Annotated in this window: 22 protein-coding genes; 9 read left to right on the top strand and 13 right to left on the bottom strand. The window is 56.5% G+C overall.

The window, feature by feature from the left end; all coding sequences use genetic code 11:
• The first annotated feature begins 138 nt into the window (after positions 1 to 138).
• The 3 genes from rsuA (at position 139) to VPX56_RS15175 (ending at position 2,681) form a co-directional block, all read left to right on the top strand.
• Positions 139 to 846 (top strand): 16S rRNA pseudouridine(516) synthase RsuA, encoded by a 708-nt coding sequence (rsuA, locus tag VPX56_RS15185; protein ID WP_131634951.1) that lies wholly within the window; start codon positions 139 to 141, stop codon positions 844 to 846.
• A 15-nt stretch (positions 847 to 861) separates the two neighbouring features.
• Positions 862 to 2,058: a Bcr/CflA family multidrug efflux MFS transporter gene (locus VPX56_RS15180; protein WP_131634952.1), complete on the top strand. Its 1,197-nt coding sequence runs from the start codon at positions 862 to 864 to the stop codon at positions 2,056 to 2,058.
• Positions 2,059 to 2,336: 278 nt separating this feature from the next.
• On the top strand, positions 2,337 to 2,681 hold the full coding sequence (locus VPX56_RS15175; protein ID WP_131634953.1) for a YejG family protein: 345 nt from the start codon (positions 2,337 to 2,339) through the stop codon (positions 2,679 to 2,681).
• Positions 2,682 to 2,684: 3 nt separating this feature from the next.
• Here VPX56_RS15175 and yejF read toward each other — a convergent pair whose 3' ends face one another.
• The 9 genes from yejF to VPX56_RS15130 all read right to left on the bottom strand — a co-directional run bounded on the left by yejF (position 2,685) and on the right by VPX56_RS15130 (position 14,267).
• Entirely contained in the window at positions 2,685 to 4,274 is a 1,590-nt protein-coding gene (gene yejF, locus VPX56_RS15170) for a microcin C ABC transporter ATP-binding protein YejF (RefSeq protein WP_326467403.1), read from the bottom strand.
• A 1-nt stretch (position 4,275) separates the two neighbouring features.
• Positions 4,276 to 5,301: an ABC transporter permease gene (locus tag VPX56_RS15165; RefSeq protein ID WP_263609868.1), complete on the bottom strand. Its 1,026-nt coding sequence runs from the start codon at positions 5,299 to 5,301 to the stop codon at positions 4,276 to 4,278.
• Positions 5,301 to 6,395, bottom strand: coding sequence for a microcin C ABC transporter permease YejB (locus VPX56_RS15160; protein WP_131634956.1), 1,095 nt, complete (start codon positions 6,393 to 6,395; stop codon positions 5,301 to 5,303). Before VPX56_RS15160 ends, VPX56_RS15165 begins: the two co-directional genes overlap by 1 nt.
• 9 nt (positions 6,396 to 6,404) lie before the next feature.
• Entirely contained in the window at positions 6,405 to 8,210 is a 1,806-nt protein-coding gene (locus VPX56_RS15155; RefSeq protein ID WP_326467400.1) for an extracellular solute-binding protein, read from the bottom strand.
• A gap of 64 nt (positions 8,211 to 8,274) precedes the next feature.
• Positions 8,275 to 9,831, bottom strand: coding sequence for a cyclic di-GMP phosphodiesterase (locus VPX56_RS15150; RefSeq protein WP_263609870.1), 1,557 nt, complete (start codon positions 9,829 to 9,831; stop codon positions 8,275 to 8,277).
• Between the two features lie 126 nt (positions 9,832 to 9,957).
• Positions 9,958 to 10,527, bottom strand: a complete 570-nt coding sequence (mepS, locus tag VPX56_RS15145; protein WP_131634959.1) for a bifunctional murein DD-endopeptidase/murein LD-carboxypeptidase — start codon at positions 10,525 to 10,527, stop codon at positions 9,958 to 9,960.
• A 416-nt stretch (positions 10,528 to 10,943) separates the two neighbouring features.
• Positions 10,944 to 11,657 carry a phosphatase PAP2 family protein gene (locus tag VPX56_RS15140; protein ID WP_326467396.1) on the bottom strand — a complete coding sequence of 238 codons (714 nt, stop codon included), beginning with the start codon at positions 11,655 to 11,657 and terminating at the stop codon, positions 10,944 to 10,946.
• A gap of 33 nt (positions 11,658 to 11,690) precedes the next feature.
• Complete coding sequence (locus VPX56_RS15135; protein WP_326467394.1) at positions 11,691 to 12,677, bottom strand: CobW family GTP-binding protein; 987 nt, start codon at positions 12,675 to 12,677, stop codon at positions 11,691 to 11,693.
• Positions 12,678 to 12,800: 123 nt separating this feature from the next.
• Positions 12,801 to 14,267, bottom strand: a complete 1,467-nt coding sequence (locus tag VPX56_RS15130) for a mannitol dehydrogenase family protein (RefSeq protein ID WP_326467392.1) — start codon at positions 14,265 to 14,267, stop codon at positions 12,801 to 12,803.
• A 205-nt stretch (positions 14,268 to 14,472) separates the two neighbouring features.
• Here VPX56_RS15130 and uxuA point away from each other — a divergent pair, with 205 nt between their 5' ends.
• Positions 14,473 to 15,663, top strand: coding sequence for a mannonate dehydratase (uxuA, locus tag VPX56_RS15125; protein ID WP_326467391.1), 1,191 nt, complete (start codon positions 14,473 to 14,475; stop codon positions 15,661 to 15,663).
• Between the two features lie 116 nt (positions 15,664 to 15,779).
• Here uxuA and yeiP read toward each other — a convergent pair whose 3' ends face one another.
• Positions 15,780 to 16,352: an elongation factor P-like protein YeiP gene (gene yeiP / locus VPX56_RS15120; protein WP_006176435.1), complete on the bottom strand. Its 573-nt coding sequence runs from the start codon at positions 16,350 to 16,352 to the stop codon at positions 15,780 to 15,782.
• Between the two features lie 163 nt (positions 16,353 to 16,515).
• On the opposite strand from yeiP, the gene VPX56_RS15115 reads away from it, so the two are divergent.
• Positions 16,516 to 16,770, top strand: a complete 255-nt coding sequence (locus VPX56_RS15115) for a YkgJ family cysteine cluster protein (RefSeq protein WP_131634964.1) — start codon at positions 16,516 to 16,518, stop codon at positions 16,768 to 16,770.
• Here VPX56_RS15115 and setB read toward each other — a convergent pair.
• A complete protein-coding gene (setB, locus tag VPX56_RS15110; RefSeq protein WP_131634965.1) occupies positions 16,767 to 17,948 on the bottom strand; it encodes a sugar efflux transporter SetB in 1,182 nt (393 codons plus the stop codon). The genes VPX56_RS15115 and setB overlap by 4 nt on opposite strands.
• Positions 17,949 to 18,306: 358 nt before the next feature.
• Here setB and fruB point away from each other — a divergent pair, with 358 nt between their 5' ends.
• Genes fruB through fruA form a run of 3 tightly spaced genes read left to right on the top strand, consistent with a single transcriptional unit; the run spans position 18,307 to position 22,077 of the window.
• Positions 18,307 to 19,437 carry a fused PTS fructose transporter subunit IIA/HPr protein gene (fruB, locus tag VPX56_RS15105; RefSeq protein ID WP_131634966.1) on the top strand — a complete coding sequence of 377 codons (1,131 nt, stop codon included), beginning with the start codon at positions 18,307 to 18,309 and terminating at the stop codon, positions 19,435 to 19,437.
• Complete coding sequence (gene fruK / locus VPX56_RS15100; protein ID WP_131634967.1) at positions 19,437 to 20,375, top strand: 1-phosphofructokinase; 939 nt, start codon at positions 19,437 to 19,439, stop codon at positions 20,373 to 20,375. Before fruB ends, fruK begins: the two co-directional genes overlap by 1 nt.
• 16 nt (positions 20,376 to 20,391) lie before the next feature.
• Positions 20,392 to 22,077 (top strand): PTS fructose transporter subunit IIBC, encoded by a 1,686-nt coding sequence (gene fruA, locus VPX56_RS15095; protein ID WP_131634968.1) that lies wholly within the window; start codon positions 20,392 to 20,394, stop codon positions 22,075 to 22,077.
• A 47-nt stretch (positions 22,078 to 22,124) separates the two neighbouring features.
• On the opposite strand, the gene nfo is transcribed toward fruA, so the two are convergent.
• Both nfo and VPX56_RS15085 read right to left on the bottom strand, forming a co-directional pair.
• Positions 22,125 to 22,982 (bottom strand): deoxyribonuclease IV, encoded by an 858-nt coding sequence (gene nfo, locus VPX56_RS15090; RefSeq protein ID WP_263609875.1) that lies wholly within the window; start codon positions 22,980 to 22,982, stop codon positions 22,125 to 22,127.
• A 63-nt stretch (positions 22,983 to 23,045) separates the two neighbouring features.
• Positions 23,046 to 24,092, bottom strand: coding sequence for a YeiH family protein (locus tag VPX56_RS15085; protein WP_326467383.1), 1,047 nt, complete (start codon positions 24,090 to 24,092; stop codon positions 23,046 to 23,048).
• A gap of 98 nt (positions 24,093 to 24,190) precedes the next feature.
• Here VPX56_RS15085 and yieE point away from each other — a divergent pair, with 98 nt between their 5' ends.
• Positions 24,191 to 25,057: a DNA-binding transcriptional regulator YeiE gene (yieE, locus tag VPX56_RS15080; protein WP_131634971.1), complete on the top strand. Its 867-nt coding sequence runs from the start codon at positions 24,191 to 24,193 to the stop codon at positions 25,055 to 25,057.
• Positions 25,058 to 25,150: the final 93 nt, after the last annotated feature.

The following is a 25,150-nucleotide window of genomic DNA, read 5'->3' as shown; positions in this document are numbered from 1 at the left end:
CGTTATTCCGCGTATAGTATGCCACGAAACTTTTTCCCTTGAGTGGCGCAACCAGACCATTATACTGAACCGTTCTTGACTGCTTCTTTTTCGGACGCGTTGTCCGACTCTCAGCACCATTAAGGCTAAAAAGATTTCATGCGACTTGATAAGTTTATCGCTCAGCAACTCGGCGTAAGCCGCGCTATTGCCGGGCGCGAAATTCGCGCCAGCCGCGTTACCGTGGATGGCGACATTGTGAAAGACACCGCTTTCAAACTTCAGCCTGAGCATCAGGTCGAGTATGACGGCAATCCGCTGACCCAGCAGCACGGCCCGCGTTATTTCATGCTGCATAAGCCGGAAGGCTACGTCTGTTCAACGGACGATCCGGATCATCCTACGGTGCTCTACTTCCTCGACGAACCGGTGGCGCACAAGCTGCATGCCGCGGGGCGTCTTGATATCGATACCACCGGCCTGGTGCTGATGACCGATGACGGCCAGTGGTCGCACCGCATTACCTCTCCGCGTCATCATTGTGAAAAAACCTATCGGGTGACGCTGGAGTCGCCTGTTGCGGATGACACGGCAGAGCAATTCGCCAAAGGCGTTCAGCTGCATAATGAAAAAGATCTGACCAAACCGGCAGTTCTTGAGGTCATTACCCCGACGGAAGTGCGTTTGACCATCAGCGAAGGGCGCTATCACCAGGTGAAACGCATGTTTGCCGCGGTGGGCAATCACGTCGTGGGCCTGCACCGCGAACGTATCGGGGCGATTGAACTCGACGCGGATCTGGAACCTGGCGAGTATCGCCCGCTGACGGAAGAAGAGATCGCGAGCGTCGGTCTGCCTTCGCATTAATTTCAGGAGAACTCTGTGACCACCAGGCCACACTCGTCTTTCAAAATCGTCTTCATTCTTGGCCTGCTGGCCATGCTGATGCCGCTGTCTATCGATATGTACCTGCCTGCGCTCCCGGTGATTTCCGCGCAGTTTGGCGTTCCGGCAGGCAGCGCGCAGATGACGCTCAGTACCTATATTCTCGGTTTTGCCATTGGCCAGCTGTTTTATGGCCCCATGGCCGACAGCCTTGGGCGTAAGCCGGTCATCCTGGGCGGTACGCTGATCTTTGCGGGCGCAGCCGTAGCCTGCGCGCTGGCGCAGAGCATCGATCAGCTGATCGTTATGCGCTTCTTCCACGGTCTGGCGGCGGCAGCGGCAAGCGTGGTGATCAACGCCCTGATGCGCGATATTTACCCGAAAGAAGAGTTCTCCCGCATGATGTCGTTCGTCATGCTGGTAACGACCATTGCGCCGCTGGTGGCCCCGATGGCCGGTGGGGCGGTGCTGGTGTGGTTTAGCTGGCATGCGATTTTCTGGATACTGGCGATAGCCGCGCTGCTGGCGTCGGCGATGATCTTCTTCTTTATTGATGAAACGCTGCCCGTTGAGCGTCGGCAGAAATTCCATATCCGCACCACGCTCGGCAACTTTGCCTCGCTATTCCGCCACAAGCGCGTGCTGAGCTACATGCTGGCAAGCGGCTTCAGCTTTGCCGGGATGTTCTCCTTCCTGAGCGCCGGGCCGTTTGTTTACATCGAGCTGAACCACGTTTCGCCTCAGCACTTTGGCTACTACTTTGCGCTGAACATCGTCTTCCTGTTCGTTATGACCATCATTAACAGCCGCTTTGTCCGCAGAGTCGGGGCGATCAATATGTTCCGCGCCGGACTGTGGATACAGTTTGTGATGGCCATCTGGCTGGTGGTGAGCGCGTTTTTCGACGTGGGATTCTGGGCGCTGGTGGTCGGCGTGGCCGCCTTTGTCGGCTGCGTCTCGATGGTATCGTCCAACGGGATGGCGGTGATCCTCGACGAGTTCCCGCATATGGCGGGAACGGCATCGTCGCTGGCAGGGACGTTCCGCTTCGGCATTGGTGCTGTCGTGGGTGCGCTGCTCTCCATGGCGACGTTTAACACCGCCTGGCCAATGCTGTGGGCGATCGGATTTTGCGCGACCAGCTCTATTCTTTTCTATCTCTATGCCAGCCGGCCGCGTAAAGCGGCTAACTAACCCCCACCTAAGGCCCGATACGGGCCTTTTTGTTGATGCATATCAACCAAACCCGCGTTCGTTTACCCTGTGTTTGTTTCTTTTATGTAAAATCTATTTATGTAAAAAGTCACATCATTGTATTTAAAAAGGTTGAGTTAGATCGCAGAAACGGGTACATATAGCGCCGACGCGAACCTGTAACGCCTATAAAAACCGCCGATGAGTGCAGGTTTGCGATGATGTGTTACTATAAATGTAAATAAATTGTGAAGTAAATTTGCTTCCGGGGAACGAACGTGAATACATTACAACTCTCCATTGTCCATCGCTTGCCCCAGAGCTATCGCTGGTCGACGGGTTTTGCAGGTTCGAAAGTTGAACCGATTCCGCAAAGCGCTGCCGGGTGCGAGAATTGTCTGGTTGCACTCAAGCTGCTTAGCCCGAGCGACGAAAACGCATGGCCTGTGATGGAGCGTCTCAGCCAGGCGCTGACCGATATTGAAGTGGATAGCTCCGTCGTGGAGTGTGAAGGGGAGCCGTGCCTGTTTGTGAACAGCCAGGACGAGTTCGCCGCTACCTGCCGCCTGAAAAACTTTGGCGTGGCTATCGCCGAACCCTTCTCCGGGCAGTATCCCTTCTAAGCACTAGTCCGCTGATAATAGCTGGCGCGTGTAGCTCTGCGTCGGTGCAGCAAATACGCGCTGGCACTCTCCCTGCTCGACCACTTCTCCCTGCCGCAAGACAATCACCTGATGGCATAGCGCCCGAACGACCTGCAGGTCGTGGCTGATGAAGATATAGGCCAGCCTGTGTTTTGCCTGCAATCCTTTTAACAGCGTTAGGATCTGCGCCTGCACGGTGCGGTCCAGCGATGACGTAGGTTCATCCAGAATAATCAGCTCCGGCTTCAGGATCAGCGCGCGGGCGATGGCAATGCGCTGGCGTTGCCCGCCGGAAAACTCGGCCGGATAACGATGCCGCGCGTCGGGCTCCAGCCCGACTTCCGTCATCACGCGCACCACCTCGTCTTCGCGCTGCTGAGCGGTCAGCGCAGGCTGATGGACGCGCAGGCCCTCTTCGACAATCTGCAACACGCTTAGCCTTGGGTTGAGCGATGAGTTCGGGTCCTGGAAAACCACCTGCATCCGCGGGCGGATGGGCAGCATCTGGCGGCGGTTTCGGCCCTGCAGCGGCATACCGTCAAAGAGGATTTCGCCCTCAGAGGCAATCAGACGCAGCAGCGCCAGCCCGGTAGTGCTTTTACCCGAACCCGATTCGCCCACCAGCCCGAGCGATTCTCCCGGACGAAGGGAAAAGCGGATATTTTTTAGCACCGGATTTTGGTCGACCACCCGCCGCAAAATGCCTTTGCGGATGGGGAAGGAAACGCGCAGGTCGTCAACGCGCAGCAGCGGCTCGCTGCCAGCGTCCAGGGGAACCGGGTCGCCGGAGGGTTCGCTATCGAGCAGCCGCTGCGTATAGGGATGCTGAGGCGCGTTGAGCAGCGTAGCTGCCGCGTTCTGCTCTACACATCGTCCGTTTTGCATGACCGCGACGCTGTCGGCCAGCTTTCTCACAATGCTCAGATTGTGGGTGATAAACAGCAGGCTCATGTTCAGCTCGTCACGCAGCTCCCGCAGCAGCGTCAAAATTTGCGCCTGCACCGTCACGTCCAGCGCGGTGGTGGGTTCGTCGGCAATCAACAGTTCTGGCCGCGTGAGCAGGGCCATTGCAATCATGACGCGCTGACGTTCGCCGCCGGACAGCTGGTGCGGGAAATCGCTCAGCCGTTTGGCCGCGTTGCGAATGCCGGTGCGTTCGAGGCAGTCGAGGATCTCACCCCGCGCCGCCTCCCTGCGCATGCCTCGGTGCAGAGAAAGCACTTCGTACAGCTGTTTTTCCAGGGTGTGCAGCGGATTCAGGGAAACCATCGGCTCCTGGAAAATCATGGCGATTTTATTGCCGCGGATGCCGCGCAGCGTCTGCTCGTCGGCATGCAGCAGCGAGCTGCCGTGAAAGAGAATATCTCCCTGCGGGTAGCTGACCGGCGGGGAAGGAAGCAGGCGCAGGACCGACAGCGCCGAGACGCTCTTGCCTGAACCCGACTCGCCCACCAGCGCCAGCGTTTCTCCGCGCTGGATCTGCAGCGACAGATCGCTGACCACGGTACGCATTTCACCCTGCTTTGAAAAGGCAATCGACAGGTTATCAATGCTGAGAAGGGGCTGCGTCATTTTATACCGCCTTATTGGGATCGAAGGCGTCGCGCACGGCTTCACCAATAAAGATCAGCAGCGAAAGCAGCACTGCCACAGAGAGAAACGCGGTAATACCTAACCACGGCGCCTGCAGGTTGTTCTTGCCCTGCAGCAACAGCTCGCCGAGCGACGGTGAGCCGAGCGGTAGCCCAAACCCGAGAAAATCGAGCGAGGTGAGGGTGGTGATGGAGCTGCACAGGATGAAGGGCAGGAAGGTGAGCGTCGCCACCACGGCGTTAGGGAGCATATGGCGGAAAATAATCCCCCGGTCGCTGACCCCCAGCGCCTGCGCCGCACGGATATAATCGAAGTTACGCGTGCGCAGAAACTCTGCGCGCACAACCCCGACCAGCGCCATCCAGCCAAACAAAACGGTGATCCCCAGCAGCCACCAGAAGCTTGGCTGCACCACGCTTGAAAGCAGGATGATCAGAAACAGCGTCGGCATCCCTGACCACACCTCAATCACGCGCTGGCCCCAGAGATCGATTCTCCCGCCGTAGTAGCCCTGAACGGCGCCTGCCACCACGCCCATCACACTGGAGAAGAGCGTCAGCATCAGCCCAAAGAGGATGGAAATGCGCGTGCCGTAAAGAATGCGCGCCAGCACATCGCCACCGTTAGCGTCCGTTCCCAGCCAGTTTTGCGCGGAGGGCGGAGAAGGGAAGGGGCTGGTGGTGGCGAAGTTAATGCTGTTCGCCCCAAAGCGCACCGGTGCCCAGAGCGCCCACCCATGCTGCTCGATCTGCTTGCGCAGCCATGGGTCCTGATACTCTGCAGGGGTCGCAAACGGGCCGCCAAAGTCGCTTTCGCTATAGTTGGCGAGTACGGGTACGTACCAGCGATCGTTAAAATGCACCAGCAGAGGTTTATCGTTGGCTATCAGCTCCGAGCACATGCTCAGGACAAACAGAACGGCAAAGATCCACAGCGACCAGTAGCCGCGGCGATTGTGGCGAAAACGGGCCCAGCGGGCCTGATTGACGGGGCTTAAACGCGGCATCAGCGGCCCTCAAAGTCGATGCGGGGATCGACCAGCGTATAGCTGATATCACTGATGATATTCAGCAGCAGGCCAATCAGGGTAAATATGTAGAGCGTGCCAAACATCACCGGATAATCGCGCGACACGGTGGCTTCATAGCCCAGCAGGCCCAGACCGTTAAGCGAGAACATCACCTCGATCAGCAGCGAGCCGGTAAAAAACATGCTGATGAACGTGGCGGGAAATCCGGCAATCACCAGCAGCATGGCGTTACGAAAAACGTGCTTCCACATGATCTGTTTTTCACCCACGCCTTTCGCGCGCGCGGTGACAACGTACTGTTTGCGGATTTCATCAAGGAACGCGTTTTTGGTCAGCATGGTCAGCGCGGCAAAACCGCCGATCACCGTCGCAAGAACCGGCAGCGTGATATGCCAGAAGTAATCGGTGATTTTTTGATACCACGGCAGGGAGCTGAAATCGGCAGACACTAACCCGCGCAGCGGGAAAATATCGAAATAACTGCCGCCCGCAAAAAAGACGATCAGCAGGACGGCAAACAGAAATGCCGGGATGGCATAGCCGATGATGATAAAGGTGCTGCTCCAGATATCAAACCGGCTGCCGTTGTCGATCGCCTTGCGGATGCCGAGCGGAATGGAGACCAGATAGATTATCAGGGTGCCCCACAGACCGAGCGTCACCGATACCGGCAGGCTTTGCTTGATTAAGGTTAACACTGACGCACTGCGAAACAGGCTATCGCCAAAATCAAAGCGGACGTAATTCCAGAGCATGTTGAAATAACGCTCGTGAAGCGGTTTATCGAAACCGTAACGCTGCGTGATCTCGGCGATCACCTCGGGATCGAGCCCGCGTCCTCCGCGATAGTGGCTTTCGCTGATATTGCCCACGCCGGTTCTGGCATGGCTTGCGCCCATCCCCTCGCCCCCGCCGCCGGGCATACCGCCGCTGTTACCAAATTCAACCGCGGCAATGGCCTGATCGACCGGCCCGCCGGGCGCGATTTGCACGATAAAAAAGTTAATCGTAATGATGGCCCACAGCGTTGGGATAACCAACAGCAGGCGGCGGATCAGATAAGCACCCATCGTAATTCCTTAACGCCGCTCGGCCGGCAGTTTTGCAGCTTTATTCACGTCATACCACCAGGTATCAAAGCCTAGCGTATAGACGGGGCGCACGGCGGGCTGTGAAAACTTATCCCAGCGGGCAACGCGATCTTCGCCCATATACCACATTGGCAGCATGTAATAGTTCCAGGTTAAGACCCTGTCGAGCGCGCGGCCAAGCGGTAGAAGCTTCTCTTTATCGCCCTGCGCCGCCACGATTTTTGCGATTAGCGCATCGATAACCGGGCTCTTGACGCCCGGCGCGTTGTAGGAAGAGTCGATATAGCTGGATGCCCAGGAGATTTGCAGGTCTGAACTTGGCCACGGCTGTGCCTGCCACAGGCGCTGCATCATATCGTAGTCGCGGCTGCGCATGCGGTTGGTAATTTGCGCGTTATCCACCTGGCGGATGTTCATGGTAATCCCCAGGCGGTCAAGATTTTGTTTAAACGGCAGCACCCACTGATTATTGGCACCCGACGAGACCAGCAGTTCAAAACTGAGCGGCTTGCCGGTTTGAGCATTGACCCGTTTCTGATTTTTCAGCACCCAGCCCGCCTCGTCCAGAAGGGCGCTGGCTTTGAGAAGATTTGCGCGATCGAAACCGTTACCGTCAGATTTCGGTGGTGCAAACACGCTGGTGAATACCTCGGGCGGGAGTTCTGCTTTAAAGGGCGCCAGCAGAACCAGTTCATCAGCGTTAGGATAATGGCGGGCGGCGTATTCCGTATTCTGGAAATAGCTGTTCGCCCGACTGTAGGCACCGTAAAACAGGGCTTTATTCATCCATTCGAAATCAAACGCCAGGGCGATCGCCTCGCGTACTTTACGATCGGAAAATACCGGGCGCTGAATGTTAAACGCCAGCCATCGCGTGTCCTGAGCCGATTCGTTTTTGTGTTCATCCTTGACGATGTAACCCTTCGCGAAGTTTTTGCCGATATAGCGCGTCGCCCAGTTTTTAGCGCTGCTCTCAACCCGCAAATCGAAAGCGCCGGCTTTAAACGCCTCAAAGGCGACGTTATCGTCGAGGTAGTAATCATAGCGAAGGGTGTCGAAGTTCCAGCGGCCACGGTTTACCGGCAGGTTGGCTGCCCAGTAATCCTTAACGCGGGAATAGACGACGTACTGCCCCATACGCCAGTCGGTGATGCGGTACGGGCCGCCCGCCAGCGGCGGTATGGAGAGCGGGTCGCTCAGCTTGTGATTTTTCCAGAACGACTCCGGCATCACGGGGAGCGAGAACAGGCTCAGCATATCTTCTTTGTTCGGCTTGCTCAGCTCGATGCGTACGGTGAGCGGGGCAATGGCTTTAACCGTTGCGCCTTTATACACCAGACGGAACTGGGGGACGCCTTCCGTCATAAACTTATGGAACGTGAAGGCCACGTCGCTGGCTTTCACCGGGGTGCCATCATGAAAACGCGCCAGTGGGTTAATCGAAACCTCAGCCCAGGCAAAGTTATCGGCATAACGGACGTTATCGGCGACCAGGGGATAGTAGCTGCCGGGCTCATCATCCGAGGTGACAAAAAGGGTGTCGTAAAGAGATTCAGTCCGTGCCGCCGCCACGCCGCGCAGGGCGTAGCGGTTGAAGTTGTCGAAGGTGCCGGTGGCGGAAAGCGTCACCTGTCCGCCTTTGGGAGCGGCAGGATTGGCGTAGTCGAAGTGCGTAAAGTTGACCTCGTACTTGGGTTCGCCAATCACGGCGAACGCGGTGCTTTCTTTGATGGTTTGCGCCTGGCTGGACAGACTGGTTAATGCCAACAGCAACACTATGAAGCGCATAAGCATCTTGCGGCGTCTCCCTCGTTCTCAATTAAGCTGAATAATAAGTGACGTCGCAAGCATTGTGAAATTATTCACCTGCGGGCGGCAAATCAGGCTTCCAGATCCTGAACTGCTCAAGCGGCATCGGGCGGCTAATCCAGTAGCCCTGCAGGAAATTGACGCCATGCTCGCGCAGCCAGGCCGCCTGCTCGGGCGTTTCCACGCCTTCCGCCACGGTCAGCATGTTGAGGCGTCTCGCCAGGGTCAGTACCGCATCGAGCACCGGCGAGGTGACGGTTTCTGTACCAATCGCGTTGACAAACCCCCGGTCGATTTTGAGGTAGTCCATCGTGAAGCGCTCCAGGTAAATCAGCGCGCTATGTCCGGTGCCAAAATCATCAATCGCTATCTCAAAGCCTTCGTTATGTAGCCATTCGAACAGGTTATTGGCTTCGTGATGGTTAAGCATATCGCGCTCGGTGATTTCCAGCACGATCTGGAAATGATCGGGCGGTAACAGAGACTTGAAGGTGCGCATATCGTCTTTAAAACTTTCTGAATGCAGGTGCCCCGGGGCAATATTGATGCCCATTTTGGCTCCCGGCGGTAACACGCCTTCAAGCACCGGTGCATCGGCAATAATGAGGTCAAAAAGATGCAGCGTTAACGGGACAATCAGCTTTTGCGCTTCGGCAAAATTGATAAAAGCATCGGGGGGAATTTCACCCATCGTAGGGTGTTTCCAGCGCATCAGCACTTCAAGTCCGGTCATCCTGAGCGTGGTGGCATCGACAACGGGCTGATACACCACGTAAAACTGACCTCGCTTGATCGCGCTTAAAATTTCTTTGCCCGGATTTTGACGAATGGTGAGGATATAAAAATTGAGCGAACCGGCGGCAATACCGCACACCAGGCCGAAGAACAGGGCGTAGAGTATTTCATCGCTTGTCCACGCATCGGCATAGAGGTTAATGGTCAGCGGGACATCTTTCAGCGTAGCCGTGCGAGCGGGCACTTCATGCAGGTCGTTCGCGCCGATCAGGTTGCTCGACATGGTCGATAGCGCATGGTCGCCAATGATGATGGCAATGCCCGCAAAATCGTCCTGGCGCGCGGTGTAGAGCAGATAGGGGGTCAGGTTGAGATTTACCGAGGTAAAGACGCCCCCATCCTTTACCAGCGGATTACGGTACCAGATGGCGATGGCCGGCTTGTTGGGCAGCATTGGCGTGCCGGGCAGCAGCACCATGTCGATCGGCTTGTTGATGTGAAGCTCGGGAATAAGCTCCTCAATCGGGGCATTCATCGGGCCGGTGGCGGATGAGCAAAAGGCCATTTTGTCCCTGACCAGCAGGAAGGCGCGCACGTTGAGGCTGAAGGCGGCGCGCGAGGTCAGTTCGGCGTTGACGTCATGACAATTGCTGAGGGTCAGCGGCTGGAGGATATCGATAGAGGTTTTCAGCTCGTCGAAATAGCTCTGCATGTAGATGTTCACGTCTTTTATCAGGGTGTCGTACCTGACTTCTCGCTTGTGGTAACTCCAGAAAAACTGTAGCGAGCCCAGGAGCAGGGCGACAAAAAGTCCTGAAAGAATGCTGATGAGCAGGATCTTGCGATTGCTGGAGAAATAGCGGGTGAACATAGACGTCGTGGTTCCTGAATTGCCGCTTAATATTTACAGTGTAACGGGCAAAAAAAAACACCGCCGAAGCAGTGCTTTTTTTATCGTATCGCCAGCCAAGGGATAACCAACGATACGAACATGATATCAACTGCGGGTCAGTACGCGACGCGCTTCGTTGTAGCGCTTCTTCCAGTACGGTTCATTCATGCTGGAAATGGTCACACCGCTGCTGGTGGAGGCATGTACAAACTGGTCGTTACCAATATAGATGCCAACATGTCGACCTGTAGAACCCGCTTTGAACAGGACTAAATCACCTGTGCGCAGTTTGGTACGTGAAATCGACTTGCCCATGACCTGCTGTTCATAGGTTGAACGCGGAAGGTCTAACCCAAATTGCTCGCGGAAGGTACGCTGTACGAAACCGGAACAATCAATACCTTTTTTCGTGCTGCCGCCCAGGCGATAGCGCACGCCTTTCCAGTCAGCATACTGGTCCATAATGCGGGACTTCACGTCCAGATTACGTACCATATTTTCAAATTCATCCTGAGAGGCTTGCAGTGACGAGGAATCTTCTATTCCCACAACACGCGTCTCAGGATGCATATTCTTAGCGGTGTTCGATGTACTACATGCCGAAAGCAGAACCGCAACTGCTATCGCCGGGATCCCCCGCAAGATATATCTCAAAATCGGTTGAGATTTGACCATTTTATGTATTTTCCCTTGAAGTCCTTAACGATAAATATCGTTATAAAAATGCCAACCGTGACGAGACTAATTATCTGTTCACAATGAGACAATTCTTTCTGGTCAGATTTGTGGCGCAGCGCACAAATTTATTCACCACGAAAATAACTCTCTCAGTGGGGCAAAACGAGTTCGAGATTAACCGATTGCGTAGGTCATTGCGAGTAAAAATAACCATTTTTTTATAAGAAATTGTGATACAGAAAGTGAATTTGCGGGATTGCCTGAAATAGCAGCAGATCTGAGTGCAAATCGCGCAATGCATTCATTTATATCGTGAATAGTATGACAAGAGGATGACAGGGAGAGGGGAAGATGAATGAAAATCCATCAGGGATCGAAAACGATCTCTGATGGATTGTGTTAATTCAGGTTGTTTATTTGTTTTTAATTTGTTGCGTTTTGCCGGGTAAATAGCGATCGAAAAGGGCAATTAACCGATCGCTGAGCGGGGTCATCAGAACCCAGGGCGCACCAATCAGCACCGCTGTGAGCGAGCCGACAACAATATCCGTCAGCCAGTGGGCGCCAATCATGACGCGCGGAAACGCGAATACCACCACAATCAGCAGGGCGACGGCAAAGGCTTTTTTGCCGAAATAGCGCAGCATGAACGCGGAGAATATAAGCAACATCATTCCGTGGTCGCCCGGGAAACTGTCTTTAGAAGCATCTTTGGTTGGAATATGCAGTAGTTCACTCACGCGGTGAATATTCGGGAAATAGAGCGACGGGCTGGCACGTTTTACCGGCATCAGATGCTGCGCCAGCTGGTTAATCACCACTGCGGCAAGCAGCATCACCAGGCCGATAATCATAATGCGACGACGCCCGGTTTTGTCCTCCTTCAGCCAGAAAGAGAGCATCAGGCAGCCCATAGCCAGCAGCGAAAAGCCGTCAAACGCGCGGTTGTTGGTGATAGCAACCAGCCACAGGAAGGCTTCACTCTTCACCAGCTCCTGGTTGAAGAAATGAAAGAGGGTGGAATCCAGCGGAAACCAGAAGCCGTGATTCGCCGGGAGATACCAGGAGAAAAACAGCGCCAGGCCGGCGGCATTCAGTAGCAATATCAAGGGAAATCGAGTTTTCATAACATTCAGCATACAATTAAATCAGGGGCAACGTTAGCCGCCCGAACTTAAACGAAGCTTCAACAGGCTGGACTGCAGTGCGTTCCAGTCGGCGTTAACCGCACTAATTAACTCTATTCTGCTGTCCGGCGGGGCAACGTTTTGCGTTTCGATAAAGAAATCGCTTCCCTGACGATTAATCCGCACCAGTCCGTCCGGAGTGCGCATGATCCCTTTCACGCGATCGACCGGGGCGAGTCTGGCCCACTCAAGAATGCCGATCGTGTCGAAAACGGTATCAGCGTCAAAAATCCATCCGCAGGCCTGATATCCCTGACCGCTGTTCAAATTGCGACGCCAGCGCTGGTGTTCCGGCAGGCTCAGCGCGGCCAGACCTTGTTTCGCCGGATGGCTATGCGAATGTTCCGCGCTTGCAGGAAGTTCGGCCAAATTGCGACGAGGGAGATCGAGTAGGGCAACGTCAATATTCCCCTGCGTGGCTTCAATACGCTGACGATCGCCACCGAAGTGCTGCCACCAGGCCTCCAGCGCCGCACGGCTTTCAGCCGTGGCGCGGTCGGCTTTATTTGCCACGATGATGTCTGCCGAGGCGAGCTGGTCGCGGAAGTTCTCGTTAGCCACGGCCTTTTCATCCAGCAGCTGGCGCGGATCGACAACACACAGCGTGGCGCGCAGGTCGATCCACGGTTCGTAAACCGGCGCGGTCAATAAATCGAGTATTTGTTTCGGGTGTCCAAGGCCGGTAGGCTCAATCAGCAGGCGGTCTGGCTTCCCCTGGCGCAGCAGCGTATTCAGGCCCACCTGCATGGGCAGGCCATTCACGCAGCACATGCAGCCGCCCGGGATCTCCTTAATCATCGCGCCGCTGTCGGACAACAGCGCGCCATCGATACCCACCTCGCCGAATTCATTGACCAGCACGGCCCATTTTTCCGCCGGGTTTTTATTTGCCAGCAGGTGCAGAATTGAGGTGGTTTTACCGCTGCCGAGAAAACCGGTAATGAGGTTGGTTTTGGTCACATGCGCTCCGGGAGATAATTGTGATGCTGTAACAATTATCCATCATCCTGACGAAAAAAGAGCGTATTGAGAAGAGGAGGGGCGAACGAAGACCTTTTCCGTTCGCCTTAACCGCAATAATCGCTAAATATTTAACGTTTCAATAACAGCCTGACGCGCGCCGTGACGGACGATACGCTGGTATGCCTGATTCACCGCCTCCACAAAGCGGCCGTTTTGCACAAGATCCTGACCAAACACTTCACTCAGCTCCAGCAGGGCATTAACGCGATCGGCGTCACCGCTGGCGTCAACGATAGCGCGGATCTTACCGCTAAGCGGGTCGCGAACATCAATGTCGTTACCGCGATCGTCCTTACCGCTTACGTAGCGTATCCAGCCCGCGACGCCCAGCGCCAGCAGGGGCCACGCGCTTTGCCGCTCAAGATGCACGCGAATGCCGTCCAGCATGCGCTGGGGCAGCTTCTGGCTGCCGTCCATCGCAATTTGCCAGGTGCGGTGCTGCAGCGCCGGGTTGGCAAAACGCTCAATCAGGCTGTCGGCATAGGCCGTGAGATCCACATCGGTAATGCGCAGGGTGGGAGCCTGTTCGTCAAGCATCAAGCGTCGCGCGGCGTCGCGGAAACAGGCGTCCTCCATGCATTCATTAATATGCGCGTAGCCAGCAAGGTAACCCAGGTAAGCGAGGAAGGAGTGGCTGCCGTTGAGCATTCGCAGCTTCATCTGTTCCCAGGGCAGGACGTCCTTCACCATTTGCACGCCAGCGACTTCCCATTCCGGGCGCCCGGCAACGAAGTTGTCCTCCACGACCCACTGAATGAAGGGTTCGCAGCTGATGGCGCACGGATCTTCAACGCCAAGCTCCTGCGTGATTTCTGCAAGCGAGGCGTCCGTTGCCGCAGGCACAATTCTGTCAACCATCGTTCCCGGGAAACTCACCTGCTCTTTAATCCACTCCGCCAGCGCGGCAGAGCGTTTCTGCGCCATGCCGAGCACGGCGTTTTTCACCACGTGGCCGTTGTCGGGAATATTGTCGCAGGAGAGCACGGTGAAGGCCGGCATGCCGCGCTCGCGACGGCGGTGGAGTGCTTCAACCAGGATCCCCGGCGCGGAGTGCGGCTCGGACGGATGTTCCAGGTCGTGAATAATGCGCGCGTTTTGCATGTCCAGCCTGCCGGCCGCAGGGTCGATGCAATAGCCCTTTTCGGTAATGGTGAGTGAGACAATCGCCACCTGCGGTTCGCAAAATTTCTCAATGATGGCGGCAAGCGAGTCGAGTTTTGCATTCAGGCATTCACGTACGGCACCGACAATAATGGGATGATTACCCTCCGCGCCTTTTTCCAGCACGGTAAACAGATGATCCTGCGCGCGCAGCTGGCTCATCAGCACGTCGCCGCTGAAGAGGCTAATCTCACAAATGCCCCAGTCGCCTCCGTTTGCATTCAACACCCGGTCCGTTAACAACGCCTGGTGCGCGCGGTGAAAAGCCCCGAAGCCGAAGTGGACGATGCGGGAGCGCAGCTGGCTGCGGTCATAGCGAGGCTGCTGAACGTGCGCGGGAAGCGTGATAGAGGCAATTGTCTTCATTAAATACACACCTGATTAACCATTAATTAACAATGGCAGTGTAAAGTTATATGACAACAAATTGAATTGGTAAGCCGTAAATATCGCTGTTCTGTGAGTTTGATCAATCAATGCGTGGCGGTGAGTTGACCCTTACGGTTAAACATGTATGGTAGTCGTCATTGCATTAACACATATTGGTATAACAACTTGAGAGGGTGGGGCAATGGAACAAACCTGGCGTTGGTACGGGCCGAACGATCCGGTTTCTCTTGATGATGTGCGTCAGGCTGGCGCAACGGGCGTCGTAACGGCACTGCATCACATTCCTAATGGTCAGGTGTGGCCAATAGACGAAATTCAAAAGCGCCAGGCGGTACTGGCGGAAAAAGGGTTAATCTGGTCTGTCGTGGAGAGCATTCCCGTTCACGAAGACATTAAAACCCATTCAGGCGACTGTCAGACCTGGATTGCCAACTATCAGCAGAGCATTCGGAACCTGGCGGCCTGCGGCATTGATACCGTTTGCTATAACTTTATGCCTATCCTGGACTGGACGCGAACCGATCTTGAGTACCAGATGGCGGACGGCTCCAAAGCGCTGCGTTTCGATCAGATTGCCTTTGCAGCCTTTGAGCTGCACATTCTGAAGCGCCCGGGTGCTGAAGCGGATTATACCGCAGAAGAGCAGGAGCAGGCGCTCGTGTGGTTCCACGCGGCAAGTGAAGCGGATGTCGAAAAGCTGACCCGCAATATCATCGCCGGGCTGCCGGGCGCAGAAGAAGGCTACACCCTGGACCAGTTCCGCGCGCGTCTGGCGGAATACGGTGATATCGATAAAAAACAGCTGCGCGAAAACATGGCTCACTTCCTGCGCGCTATCGTGCCGGTCGCGGAAGAGGCGGGCGTGCGTCTGGCGGTACACCCGGACGATCCCCCGCGTCCAATCCTCGGCCTGCCGCGCATTGTTTCGACTATCGAAGACATGCAGTGGCTGAAAGAGACGGTGGACAGCATCTATAACGGCTTCACGATGTGCACGGGCTCATACGGGGTACGCGCGGATAACGACCTGGTGCGGATGATTGAAACCTTTGGCGATCGCATTCACTTTACGCACCTGCGTGCGACCTGCCGCGAAGATAACCCGAAAACCTTCCACGAGGCGGCGCACCTGGGCGGCGATGTGAACATGGTTGCGGTGGTGGATGCCATTCTGGCGGAAGAGGTGCGTCGTAAGCAGGCGGGCGACGTGCGTCCTATCCCGTTCCGTCCGGATCACGGGCACCAGATGCTCGACGATCTTCGCAAGAAAACTAACCCTGGCTATTCGGCGATTGGCCGCCTGAAAGGGATGGCTGAAGTGCGCGGCGTTGAGCTGACGCTGAAGATGCTGAAGTATCCGGAGCTTCTGTAAGCTCTGTTGCCCGGTGCTGCGCTTACCGGGCCTACAATAAAAAACCGGCCTGAGAGCCGGTTTTTGTGTTTTTGTAGGTCGGGTAAGGCGAAGCCGCCACCCGACAAATGCCGCAATCAGTCAGCGCGACCCATGTAGCGTTTTTCTTCGATATGGATGCGGATTTTCTCGCCGGCAGACAGGTATTCCGGCACCTGCACAACCAGACCGGTGGTCAGGGTAGCGGGTTTGTTGCGCGCACTCGCAGACGCACCCTTGATGCCCGGCGCCGTATCCACGATTTCCAGATCGACGGTCTGCGGCAGTTCCAGCGCCAGCAGCACGCCGTCCCAGGTCAGAACCTGCATGTCCGGCATACCGCCTTCAGGAATGAACAGCAGCTCTTCTTCAATCTGATCTTTGGTGAAGATATACGGGGTGTAATCTTCTTTATCCATGAACACGTATTCGTTGCCGTCGATGTAAGAGAAATCAACATAGCGACGGGTCAGGGTGACGGTATCAACGATATCGTCACCCTTGAAGCGTTCTTCAACCTTCAGGCCGGTACGGACATCGGCGAAACGCATCTTGTACAGCGTTGCTGCACCACGGGCGCTCGGGGCCTGAATATCGATATCTTTCACAATCAGCAGCTTGCCGTTGTAATTCAGTACCATACCTTTCTTAATTTCGTTCGCTCTTGGCATTGCAGTAATCCTGTCTACGGGAGGTAAAAAATATCGCGCCAAATTACTCGCGCGCGGCCTTTCAGGCAAGAGGAATTCGTGGCTTTTGCTATCAATACATAAAAGGTGTTACTGTGCGCGCAATGCCCGACTGCGCGGGTGTTAACACCAACAGAGAGCATGTATGGATTGTCGTCCAGACTGTGGCGCGTGCTGTACCGCACCGTCCATTTCAAGCCCCATTCCAGGAATGCCGGAGGGCAAGCCTGCCAACACCCGCTGCGTTCAGCTCTCTGCAACCAATCTGTGCATGATCTTTGGTTCGCCGCTGCGCCCGAAGGTGTGCGCCGGGCTTCAGCCTTCTGCAGACATGTGCGGCAGCACGCGGGCGCAGGCAATAACATATCTTCTTGAGCTGGAAGCGCTCACCGCGCCCTAAACGTCCTTGATGCGCGTCAGGCAGCCGATCGTCAGGGCGCACATCACCAGCGCAATCCAGAACACCGTGTGATAGTTCCAGATCTCTGCAACCACGCCCGCCATGGAGCCTGCGATGATCCAGCCCACGCGCGTAGTATTAGTATAAAGGGTGGTGGCTGCCCCTGCCTGACCCGGCATCAGATCCTGAAAATAGAGCATACCGATACCTGCCAGGATGCCGATATAGATGGCGTTCAGCAGCTGTAAGGCCAGCAGTAAGCCCGGCGTGTGAACCGTCAGCATACCGACATAAAACAGCAGACCGGCGACCGCCGCGATGCGCATCAAAAAACGTTTCCCAAAGCGCTTCGCGTAATAGCCCGCAATCAGCATGGTCGGTATTTCCAGACCCGCTGCGGTGCCCATCATGATGCCCGCCAGCTTCTCCGGCAGGTGCAGCTCGTCAATAATAAACAGCGGCATATTAATGATATAAAGGCTGTTGGTGCCCCACATCAGCGTACAGATAATAAAGAGCAGCAGCGCATCACGGCGGTTACGACGCGGCGCTTCCAGCGTGCCCGTCGCCAGCTTCGGCTCTTTGCGCATCGACGGCAAAAAGAACCACACCATTGCGCCGCACACCACAAAGGCGATGGCCGCGCTCAGGTACATCACCGTAAAGCCAAACCCCATCGCCAGCGCGTAGGCGAGCGGCGGGCCTATCACCCACGCCAGCGACACCTGAGCACGAAGAATCGAGCTAAACATAACCGCTTCACGCCCGGTGCGGTCGGCATGTTCACGGGCAAGGGCGAACATCTGCGGGTTAGCGGTCGAACCAAAGCTGCTCAGGAACACGCCAACAAACAGCAGAACAAAGTAGTTGCGATTCCAGGCAAACAGCACGCAGGCGAATACGCCCAGCAGACAGCAAAACACGATCAGGCTTTTGCGGTCCCCCTTTCTGTCGGAGCGTCCCGCCAGAAACTGGCTCACCAGGATGCCGATGATGGCGCTTCCGGTAAAGAAGAAGCCAACCATCGCCGGGCGCGCGTGGACTTCGTTGGTCAGAAATAAACTCAGCGTTGGCGTTTGTAACGCACCGGCGATCCCGGTGAGGAAGGCAACAATCAAAAACGCCGTTGACGTCAGATCAAAAGGCTTTGGAGAGGCGGCAGCGGGGGTGTTATGCATGGTCATTGATTAGCGAGTAACAGAGAGAGGCGGAGTGTACGCCGCTTGTCAGAAAATAAACAGGTGGTGCGGTCAATTTCGCTACAAAAAATCAAAATGGCATTTCAGTTTCAGCTTATGGCTGATCTTAGCTGAAAATGGTTTGCTGAACGTCAGCAGGTTTCAGCTGAACGATGAAGAAATGTGCTGTATCTCAAAATTCTGAAATGAGAAATGTAACTTTTCTTGCAACGCCTTGCAGAAAGGACAAGACTTCTTGAAACGTTTCAGCGCTTTCTTGTTTTAACTGACGGAGCAGGTTAGCGCATTTTTTCTCATTAAGGCTGAAACGATTCAAGTTCAGCAGGAGAGGAGAACCATGTTCCAGTTATCTGTACAGGATATCCACCCGGGTGCTCAGGCCGGGGACAAAGAAGAGGCTATTCGCCAGGTTGCAGCTGCCCTTGTGCAGGCCGGCAACGTGGCAGATGGCTACGTCAACGGCATGCTGGCGCGCGAGCAGCAGACCTCAACCTTCCTCGGCAACGGTATCGCCATTCCGCACGGCACGACCGATACCCGCGACCAGGTGCTGAAAACCGGCGTTCAGGTTTATCAGTTTCCGCAGGGCGTGCTCTGGGGTGATGGTCAGGTGGCTTATGTCGCTATCGGTATTGCCGCCAGCAGCGACGAGCACTTAGGTCTACTGCGCCAGCTGACGCACGTGCTGAGCGATGACTCCGTAGCTGAGCAGCTGAAATCTGCGACCACCGCTGAAGAACTGCGCGCCTTGCTGATGGGCGAAAAGCAGAGCGAAGCGCTGAAGCTGGATAATGAAACCCTGACGCTGGACGTTGTCGCTTCCGATCTGGTGACGCTGCAGGCGCTTAACGCGGGCCGTCTTAAAGAAGCCGGTGCAGCAGATGCGACCTTCGTCACGCGCGTCATTAATGATATGCCCCTGAACCTGGGTCAGGGCATTTGGCTGAACGACAGCGCTGAAGGCAACCTGCGCAGCGCCGTTGCGGTGAGCCGCGCGGCAAGCGCATTCGACGTAGACGGCGTTAGCGCCGCGATGCTGGTGACCGTTGCGATGGTCGACGACCAGCCGGTTGCCGTGCTGAAGCGTCTGAGCGATCTCCTGCTGAACAACAAAGCTGAAAAGCTGCTGAACGCCGATGCCGCAACCGTGCTGGCGCTGCTGACCAGCGATGATGCCTTGACCGACGATGTGCTGAGCGCCGAGTACGTGGTGCGTAACGAACACGGTCTGCATGCCCGTCCTGGCACCATGCTGGTGAACACCATTAAACAATTTGAAAGCGAGATCACCGTGACCAACCTGGATGGATCTGGCAAGCCGGCCAACGGCCGCAGCCTGATGAAAGTCGTCGCGCTCGGCGTGAAGAAGGGCCACCGTCTGCGCTTCACCGCGCAGGGTGCCGATGCTGAACAGGCGCTGAAAGCCATTGGCGATGCCATCGCGGCGGGCCTGGGGGAGGGCGCATAATGAGCAGACGTGTTGCAACCATTACGCTGAACCCGGCTTACGATCTGGTGGGTTTTTGCCCGGAAATCGAACGCGGCGAAGTAAACCTCGTGCGCACCACCGGCCTGCATGCGGCAGGTAAAGGGATTAACGTCGCGAAGGTGCTGAAAGACCTCGGTATTGACGTCACCGTTGGCGGCTTCCTCGGTAAAGATAACCAGGACGGATTCCAGCAGCTGTTCAGCGAGCTAGGGATTGCTAACCGCTTCCAGGTGGTGCAGGGCCGTACCCGCATCAACGTTAAGCTGACCGAGAAAGACGGCGAAGTGACCGATCTGAACTTCTCCGGCTTTGAAGTCACCCCGTCCGACTGGGAGCGTTTCGTTAACGATTCCCTGACCTGGCTGGGCCAGTTCGATATGGTGTGCGTCAGCGGCAGCCTGCCGTCCGGCGTGAGCCCGGAAGCCTTCACCGACTGGATGACGCGCCTGCGCAGCCAGTGTCCGTGCATCATCTTTGACAGCAGCCGCGATGCGCTGGTCGCCGGCCTGAAAGCCGCGCCGTGGCTGGTGAAGCCAAATCGCCGTGAGCTGGAGATCTGGGCGGGCCGTAAGCTGCCAGAATTAAAAGATGTCATTGAAGCTGCCCATGCGCTTCGCGAGCAGGGTATCGCTCACGTGGTGATTTCTCTTGGCGCAGAAGGGGCGTTGTGGGTTAACGCGTCTGGCGAATGGATCGCCAAACCGCCGTCAATGGAAGTTGTCAGCACCGTTGGCGCCGGGGATTCCATGGTTGGCGGCCTGATTTATGGCCTGCTGATGCGTGAATCCAGTGAACATACGTTACGTCTTGCCACCGCCGTTGCTGCCCTGGCCGTGAGCCAGAGCAATGTCGGTATTACCGATCGTACCCAGTTGGCCGCGATGATGGCGCGCGTTGACTTAAAACCTTTTAACTAACAGCAGGAGAGGAATAATGAAAACGCTGCTGATCATTGACTCCGGTCTCGGACAGGCTCGCGCCTATATGGCGAAGACCCTGCTGGGCGCGGCGGCACAAAAAGCACACCTGGAGATTATCGATAATCCGGGCGATGCCGAACTGGCGATTGTCCTGGGCGATAAAATCCCGGCCGACAGCGCGCTGAACGGCAAAAAAGTGTGGCTGGGCGATATTAATCGCGCCGTGGCACATCCTGAACTGTTTCTGAGCGAAGCGAAAGGCCACGCGACGGCCTACAGCGCACCTGTCGCGGCGGCTCCGGCTGCGGCGGCTGGTCCGAAACGCATCGTTGCGATTACCGCCTGTCCTACGGGCGTCGCACATACCTTTATGGCGGCTGAAGCCATTGAAACCGAAGCGAAAAAACGCGGCTGGTGGGTAAAAGTTGAAACGCGCGGCTCCGTTGGCGCGGGCAATGCCATAACTCCTGAAGAAGTGGCGGAGGCCGATCTGGTGATCGTTGCCGCGGACATCGAAGTGGATCTGGCGAAGTTTGCCGGCAAGCCGATGTACCGCACCTCTACCGGACTGGCGCTGAAAAAGACCGCGCAGGAGTTTGATAAGGCGCTGGCTGAAGCGAAACCGTATCAGGCGACCGGTGCCGCGAAAACCGCTACCGAAGGGAAAAAGGAGTCTGCGGGGGCATATCGTCATCTGCTGACCGGCGTCTCCTACATGCTGCCGATGGTGGTGGCGGGCGGCCTGTGTATCGCGCTCTCCTTTGCGTTCGGTATCACCGCATTTAAAGAAGAAGGCACGCTGGCTGCTGCGCTGATGCAGATCGGCGGCGGCTCAGCGTTCGCGCTGATGGTGCCGGTGCTGGCGGGCTTTATCGCTTTCTCCATTGCTGACCGTCCTGGCCTGACGCCGGGTCTGATCGGCGGTATGCTGGCGGTAAGCACCGGTTCCGGCTTTATCGGCGGTATCATTGCCGGCTTCCTCGCGGGTTACGTTGCGAAGCTCATCAGCTCTAAGCTGAAGCTGCCGCAGAGTATGGAAGCGCTGAAGCCGATTCTGATTATCCCGCTGATCTCCAGCCTGGTGGTCGGCCTGGCGATGATTTACCTGATCGGTAAGCCGGTTGCGGGCATCCTGGCGGGTCTGACCCACTGGCTGCAAACCATGGGAACGGCGAACGCGGTCCTGCTGGGTGCGATCCTCGGCGGAATGATGTGTACCGACATGGGTGGTCCGGTGAACAAAGCGGCGTACGCGTTTGGCGTTGGCCTGCTGAGTACCCAGACCTACGCGCCGATGGCCGCGATCATGGCGGCAGGCATGGTGCCACCGCTGGCGCTCGGCCTGGCGACGATTATTGCCCGTCGCAAGTTCGACAAAGCGCAGCAGGAAGGCGGCAAGGCGGCGCTGGTGCTGGGCCTGTGCTTCATCACCGAAGGTGCGATTCCGTTTGCGGCCCGCGACCCGATGCGCGTTCTGCCGTGCTGTATCGTCGGTGGCGCGGTAACGGGTGCTATTTCAATGGCGGTGGGCGCGAAGCTGATGGCGCCGCACGGCGGTCTGTTCGTACTGCTGATCCCAGGCGCTATCACCCCGGTGCTGGGTTATCTGCTGGCAATCGTTGCCGGTACGCTGGTGGCGGGTCTGTCCTACGCGGTGCTGAAGCGTCCGGAAGCGGAAGTTGTGGCAAAAGCAGCGTAAGCGATAAACAACAAAAAAGCCGGGTTGCATTATGCACCCGGCTTTTTTTATGCCGCCTGTTCAGCGGTTTGCTGAGCCTTCAGCCAGGCAATCTCTTCCGCCCAGATATCCGGATTAATGGTTTCCAGCACCATCGGAATGCCGTCGAAGCGGGCGTCCTGCATGATAAAACGGAACGCATCGTGGCCAATATTGCCTTCGCCCAGGCTGTGGTGGCGGTCAACGCGGCTGCCGAACGCGCTTTTCGCATCGTTCAGGTGCATCCCGCGCAGGTACTGAAAGCCGACAATGCGCTCAAACTCATCGAAGGTGTGCTTCGTCGCCTCGGTGGTGCGCAGGTCATACCCGGCCGCAAACGCGTGGCAGGTGTCAATGCACACCCCCACGCGGGATTTATCCTCTACGCCGTCAATAATCGCCGCCAGATGCTCAAACTTAAAGCCGAGGTTGCTGCCCTGACCTGCGGTGTTTTCGATCACTGCGGTGACGCCTTTGGTTTTATCCAGCGTAATGTTAATGGACTCGGCAATGCGAGCCAGGCAGGCGTCTTCATCTATTTGCATCAGATGGCTACCCGGATGGAAGTTCAGCAGCGTCAGCCCCAGCTGTTCGCAGCGCTGCACTTCATCAAGAAACGCCTCGCGGGATTTCTCCAGCGCGTCCTGAACCGGATGGCCGAGGTTAATCAGATAGCTGTCGTGGGGGAGGATCTGCCCTGGCCCGTAGCGGTATTTCTCACAGGCGGCTTTGAAATCATCAATGACTTCAGCGGTGAGCGGCGCGGCGCGCCACTGGCGCTGATTTTTGGTGAACAGGGCGAAAGCAGTCGCCTCGATTTCGGCGGCGCGAATGGCGGCATTCGCAAGGCCACCTGCAGCGCTAACGTGCGCTCCAACATATTTCATAAAAAACTCCTGCTAACCCGAAACGCATATGATAGCGGGTTAGCAGGAGAAGGACGAGATGGTTTATGCCATCAGGCTGTGCACCGCGAGGTTAATCGCGCCGCCGCCGACAATCAGCCAGATGAAGAGCACCAGCGCCATCAGCAGCGGTTTCGCACCGGCTTTTTTCAGCGCGCTGACGTGGGTGGTCACCCCCAACGCCGCCATTGCCATCGCCAGCAGCACGGTATCGAGCGTCACCAGCATATCCACAGCGGCTTTCGGCAGCAGGTGGAAGGAGTTAAAAATCGCGACCACGATAAACAGGATCGCAAACCACGGAATGGTGATTTTGCTCTTCTCGTTGCCGCCAGCCGGCGCCAGCTGCTTAACGCGGGCGGCCAGGAAAATCAGGAACGGGGCCAGCATCATGACGCGCAGCATTTTCGCAATCACCGCCGCGTTTTCCGCTTCCGGGTTGATGGCGTGACCCGCTGCCACCACCTGCGCGACTTCGTGCATGGTAGAGCCGATATAGATGCCGTAGGTTTCAGGGCTAAACCAGTGCGCCACCAGCGGATACATGGCGGGATAGAGGAAGATCGCCAGCGTACCGAAGATCACCACCGTCGCCACCGCAACGGTCACCTTGCTGGCCTCTGCTTTAACAACGGGTTCCGTAGCCAGCACCGCCGCCGCGCCGCAAATGCTGCTCCCCGCGCCGATGAGCCAGCTGGTTTGCTTGTCCAGGCCAAAGATCTTCTGGCCGATAAAGCAGGCCAGCAGGAAGGTGCTGGTGAGGGTCAGGACGTCGATGGCGATGCCGCTGACGCCCACGTCCGCAATCTGCGAAAAAGTGAGGCGGAAGCCATAAAGGATGATCCCGAGGCGCAGCAGATGCTGCTTGGCGAAGAGCACGCCGCCGTCGCAGGATTTCCAGATGTGCGGGTAAACGGTATTCCCGACCACCATGCCGAGCAGTATGGCCAGCGTTAACGCGCTAAAACCCGCTCCCGCGACGGCGGGGATGCTGCCGCCCCATAACGCCACGCCGGTAACCACGGCGCTGAGGGCAAGACCCGGCACGAAGTGCCACACTGTACGATGATGCTGTAAGGTAATTTCGGACATAACCTTCTCCTTTGTCTGGCTAAAAGGTTACGGCGTGCTGGCTTAAAAATAAAATTGATTATATATTTATAATTAATCTATATAAGTGGTAACTCCTCATGCACATTACATTGCGCCAGCTGGAAGTCTTTGCTGAAGTGCTGAAAAGCGGCTCGACAACCCAGGCGTCGCAGATGCTTTCTCTCTCTCAGTCGGCGGTTAGCGCCGCGTTGACCGATCTTGAAGGCCAGCTGGGCGTGCAGCTGTTCGACAGGGTAGGGAAGCGGCTGGTGGTCAACGAGCACGGACGTCTCCTGTACCCGCGCGCGCTGGCGCTGCTGGAGCAGGCCATCGAGATAGAACAGCTGTTCCGCGAAGACAACGGTGCGATCCGCGTCTTTGCCAGCAGCACCATCGGCAACTATATCCTGCCGGAAGTGATTGCCCGCTACCGCCGGGATTTCCCGACCCTGCCGCTGGAAATGAGCGTCGGCAATAGCCAGGACGTCATCAATGCGGTGATCGATTTCCGCGTGGACATCGGGCTGATCGAAGGGCCATGCCACAACGTGGATATTATCGCCGAGCCCTGGCTGGAGGATGAGCTGGTGGTCTTTGCATCCCCGGCCTCCTCTTTACTCCAGGGTGAGGTGACGCTGGAGCGGCTGGCGCAGGCGCAGTGGATCCTGCGCGAGCAGGGTTCCGGCACGCGCGAGATTGTTGATTATTTACTGCTCTCGCACCTGCCGAAGTTCCAGCTGGGCATGGAGCTGGGAAACTCAGAAGCCATCAAGCATGCGGTGCGTCACGGGCTGGGCATCAGCTGTCTTTCCCGACGCGTGATTGCTGAACAGCTGGAAACCGGCTCGCTGGTTGAAATCCCCGTCCCACTGCCGAAGCTGGTGCGCACGCTGTGGTGCATTCATCACCGCCAGAAACACCTTTCCAGCTCTCTGCAGCGTTTTCTGCGCTACTGCGAAATGTGAAAGCGCCCCTCACCCCAGCCCTCTCCCCAAAGGGGAGAGGGTGTTTTAAGTCCCCTCTCCCCTTTGGGGAGAGGGTCAGGGTGAGGGGAACGA

The sequence above is a fragment of the Enterobacter wuhouensis genome (assembly GCF_035835995.1).
In the GTDB taxonomy this organism is placed as follows: domain Bacteria; phylum Pseudomonadota; class Gammaproteobacteria; order Enterobacterales; family Enterobacteriaceae; genus Enterobacter; species Enterobacter wuhouensis.
The sequence above is the reverse complement of the archived record's forward strand: the minus strand, read 5'-3'. Positions and strand labels throughout refer to the sequence as shown.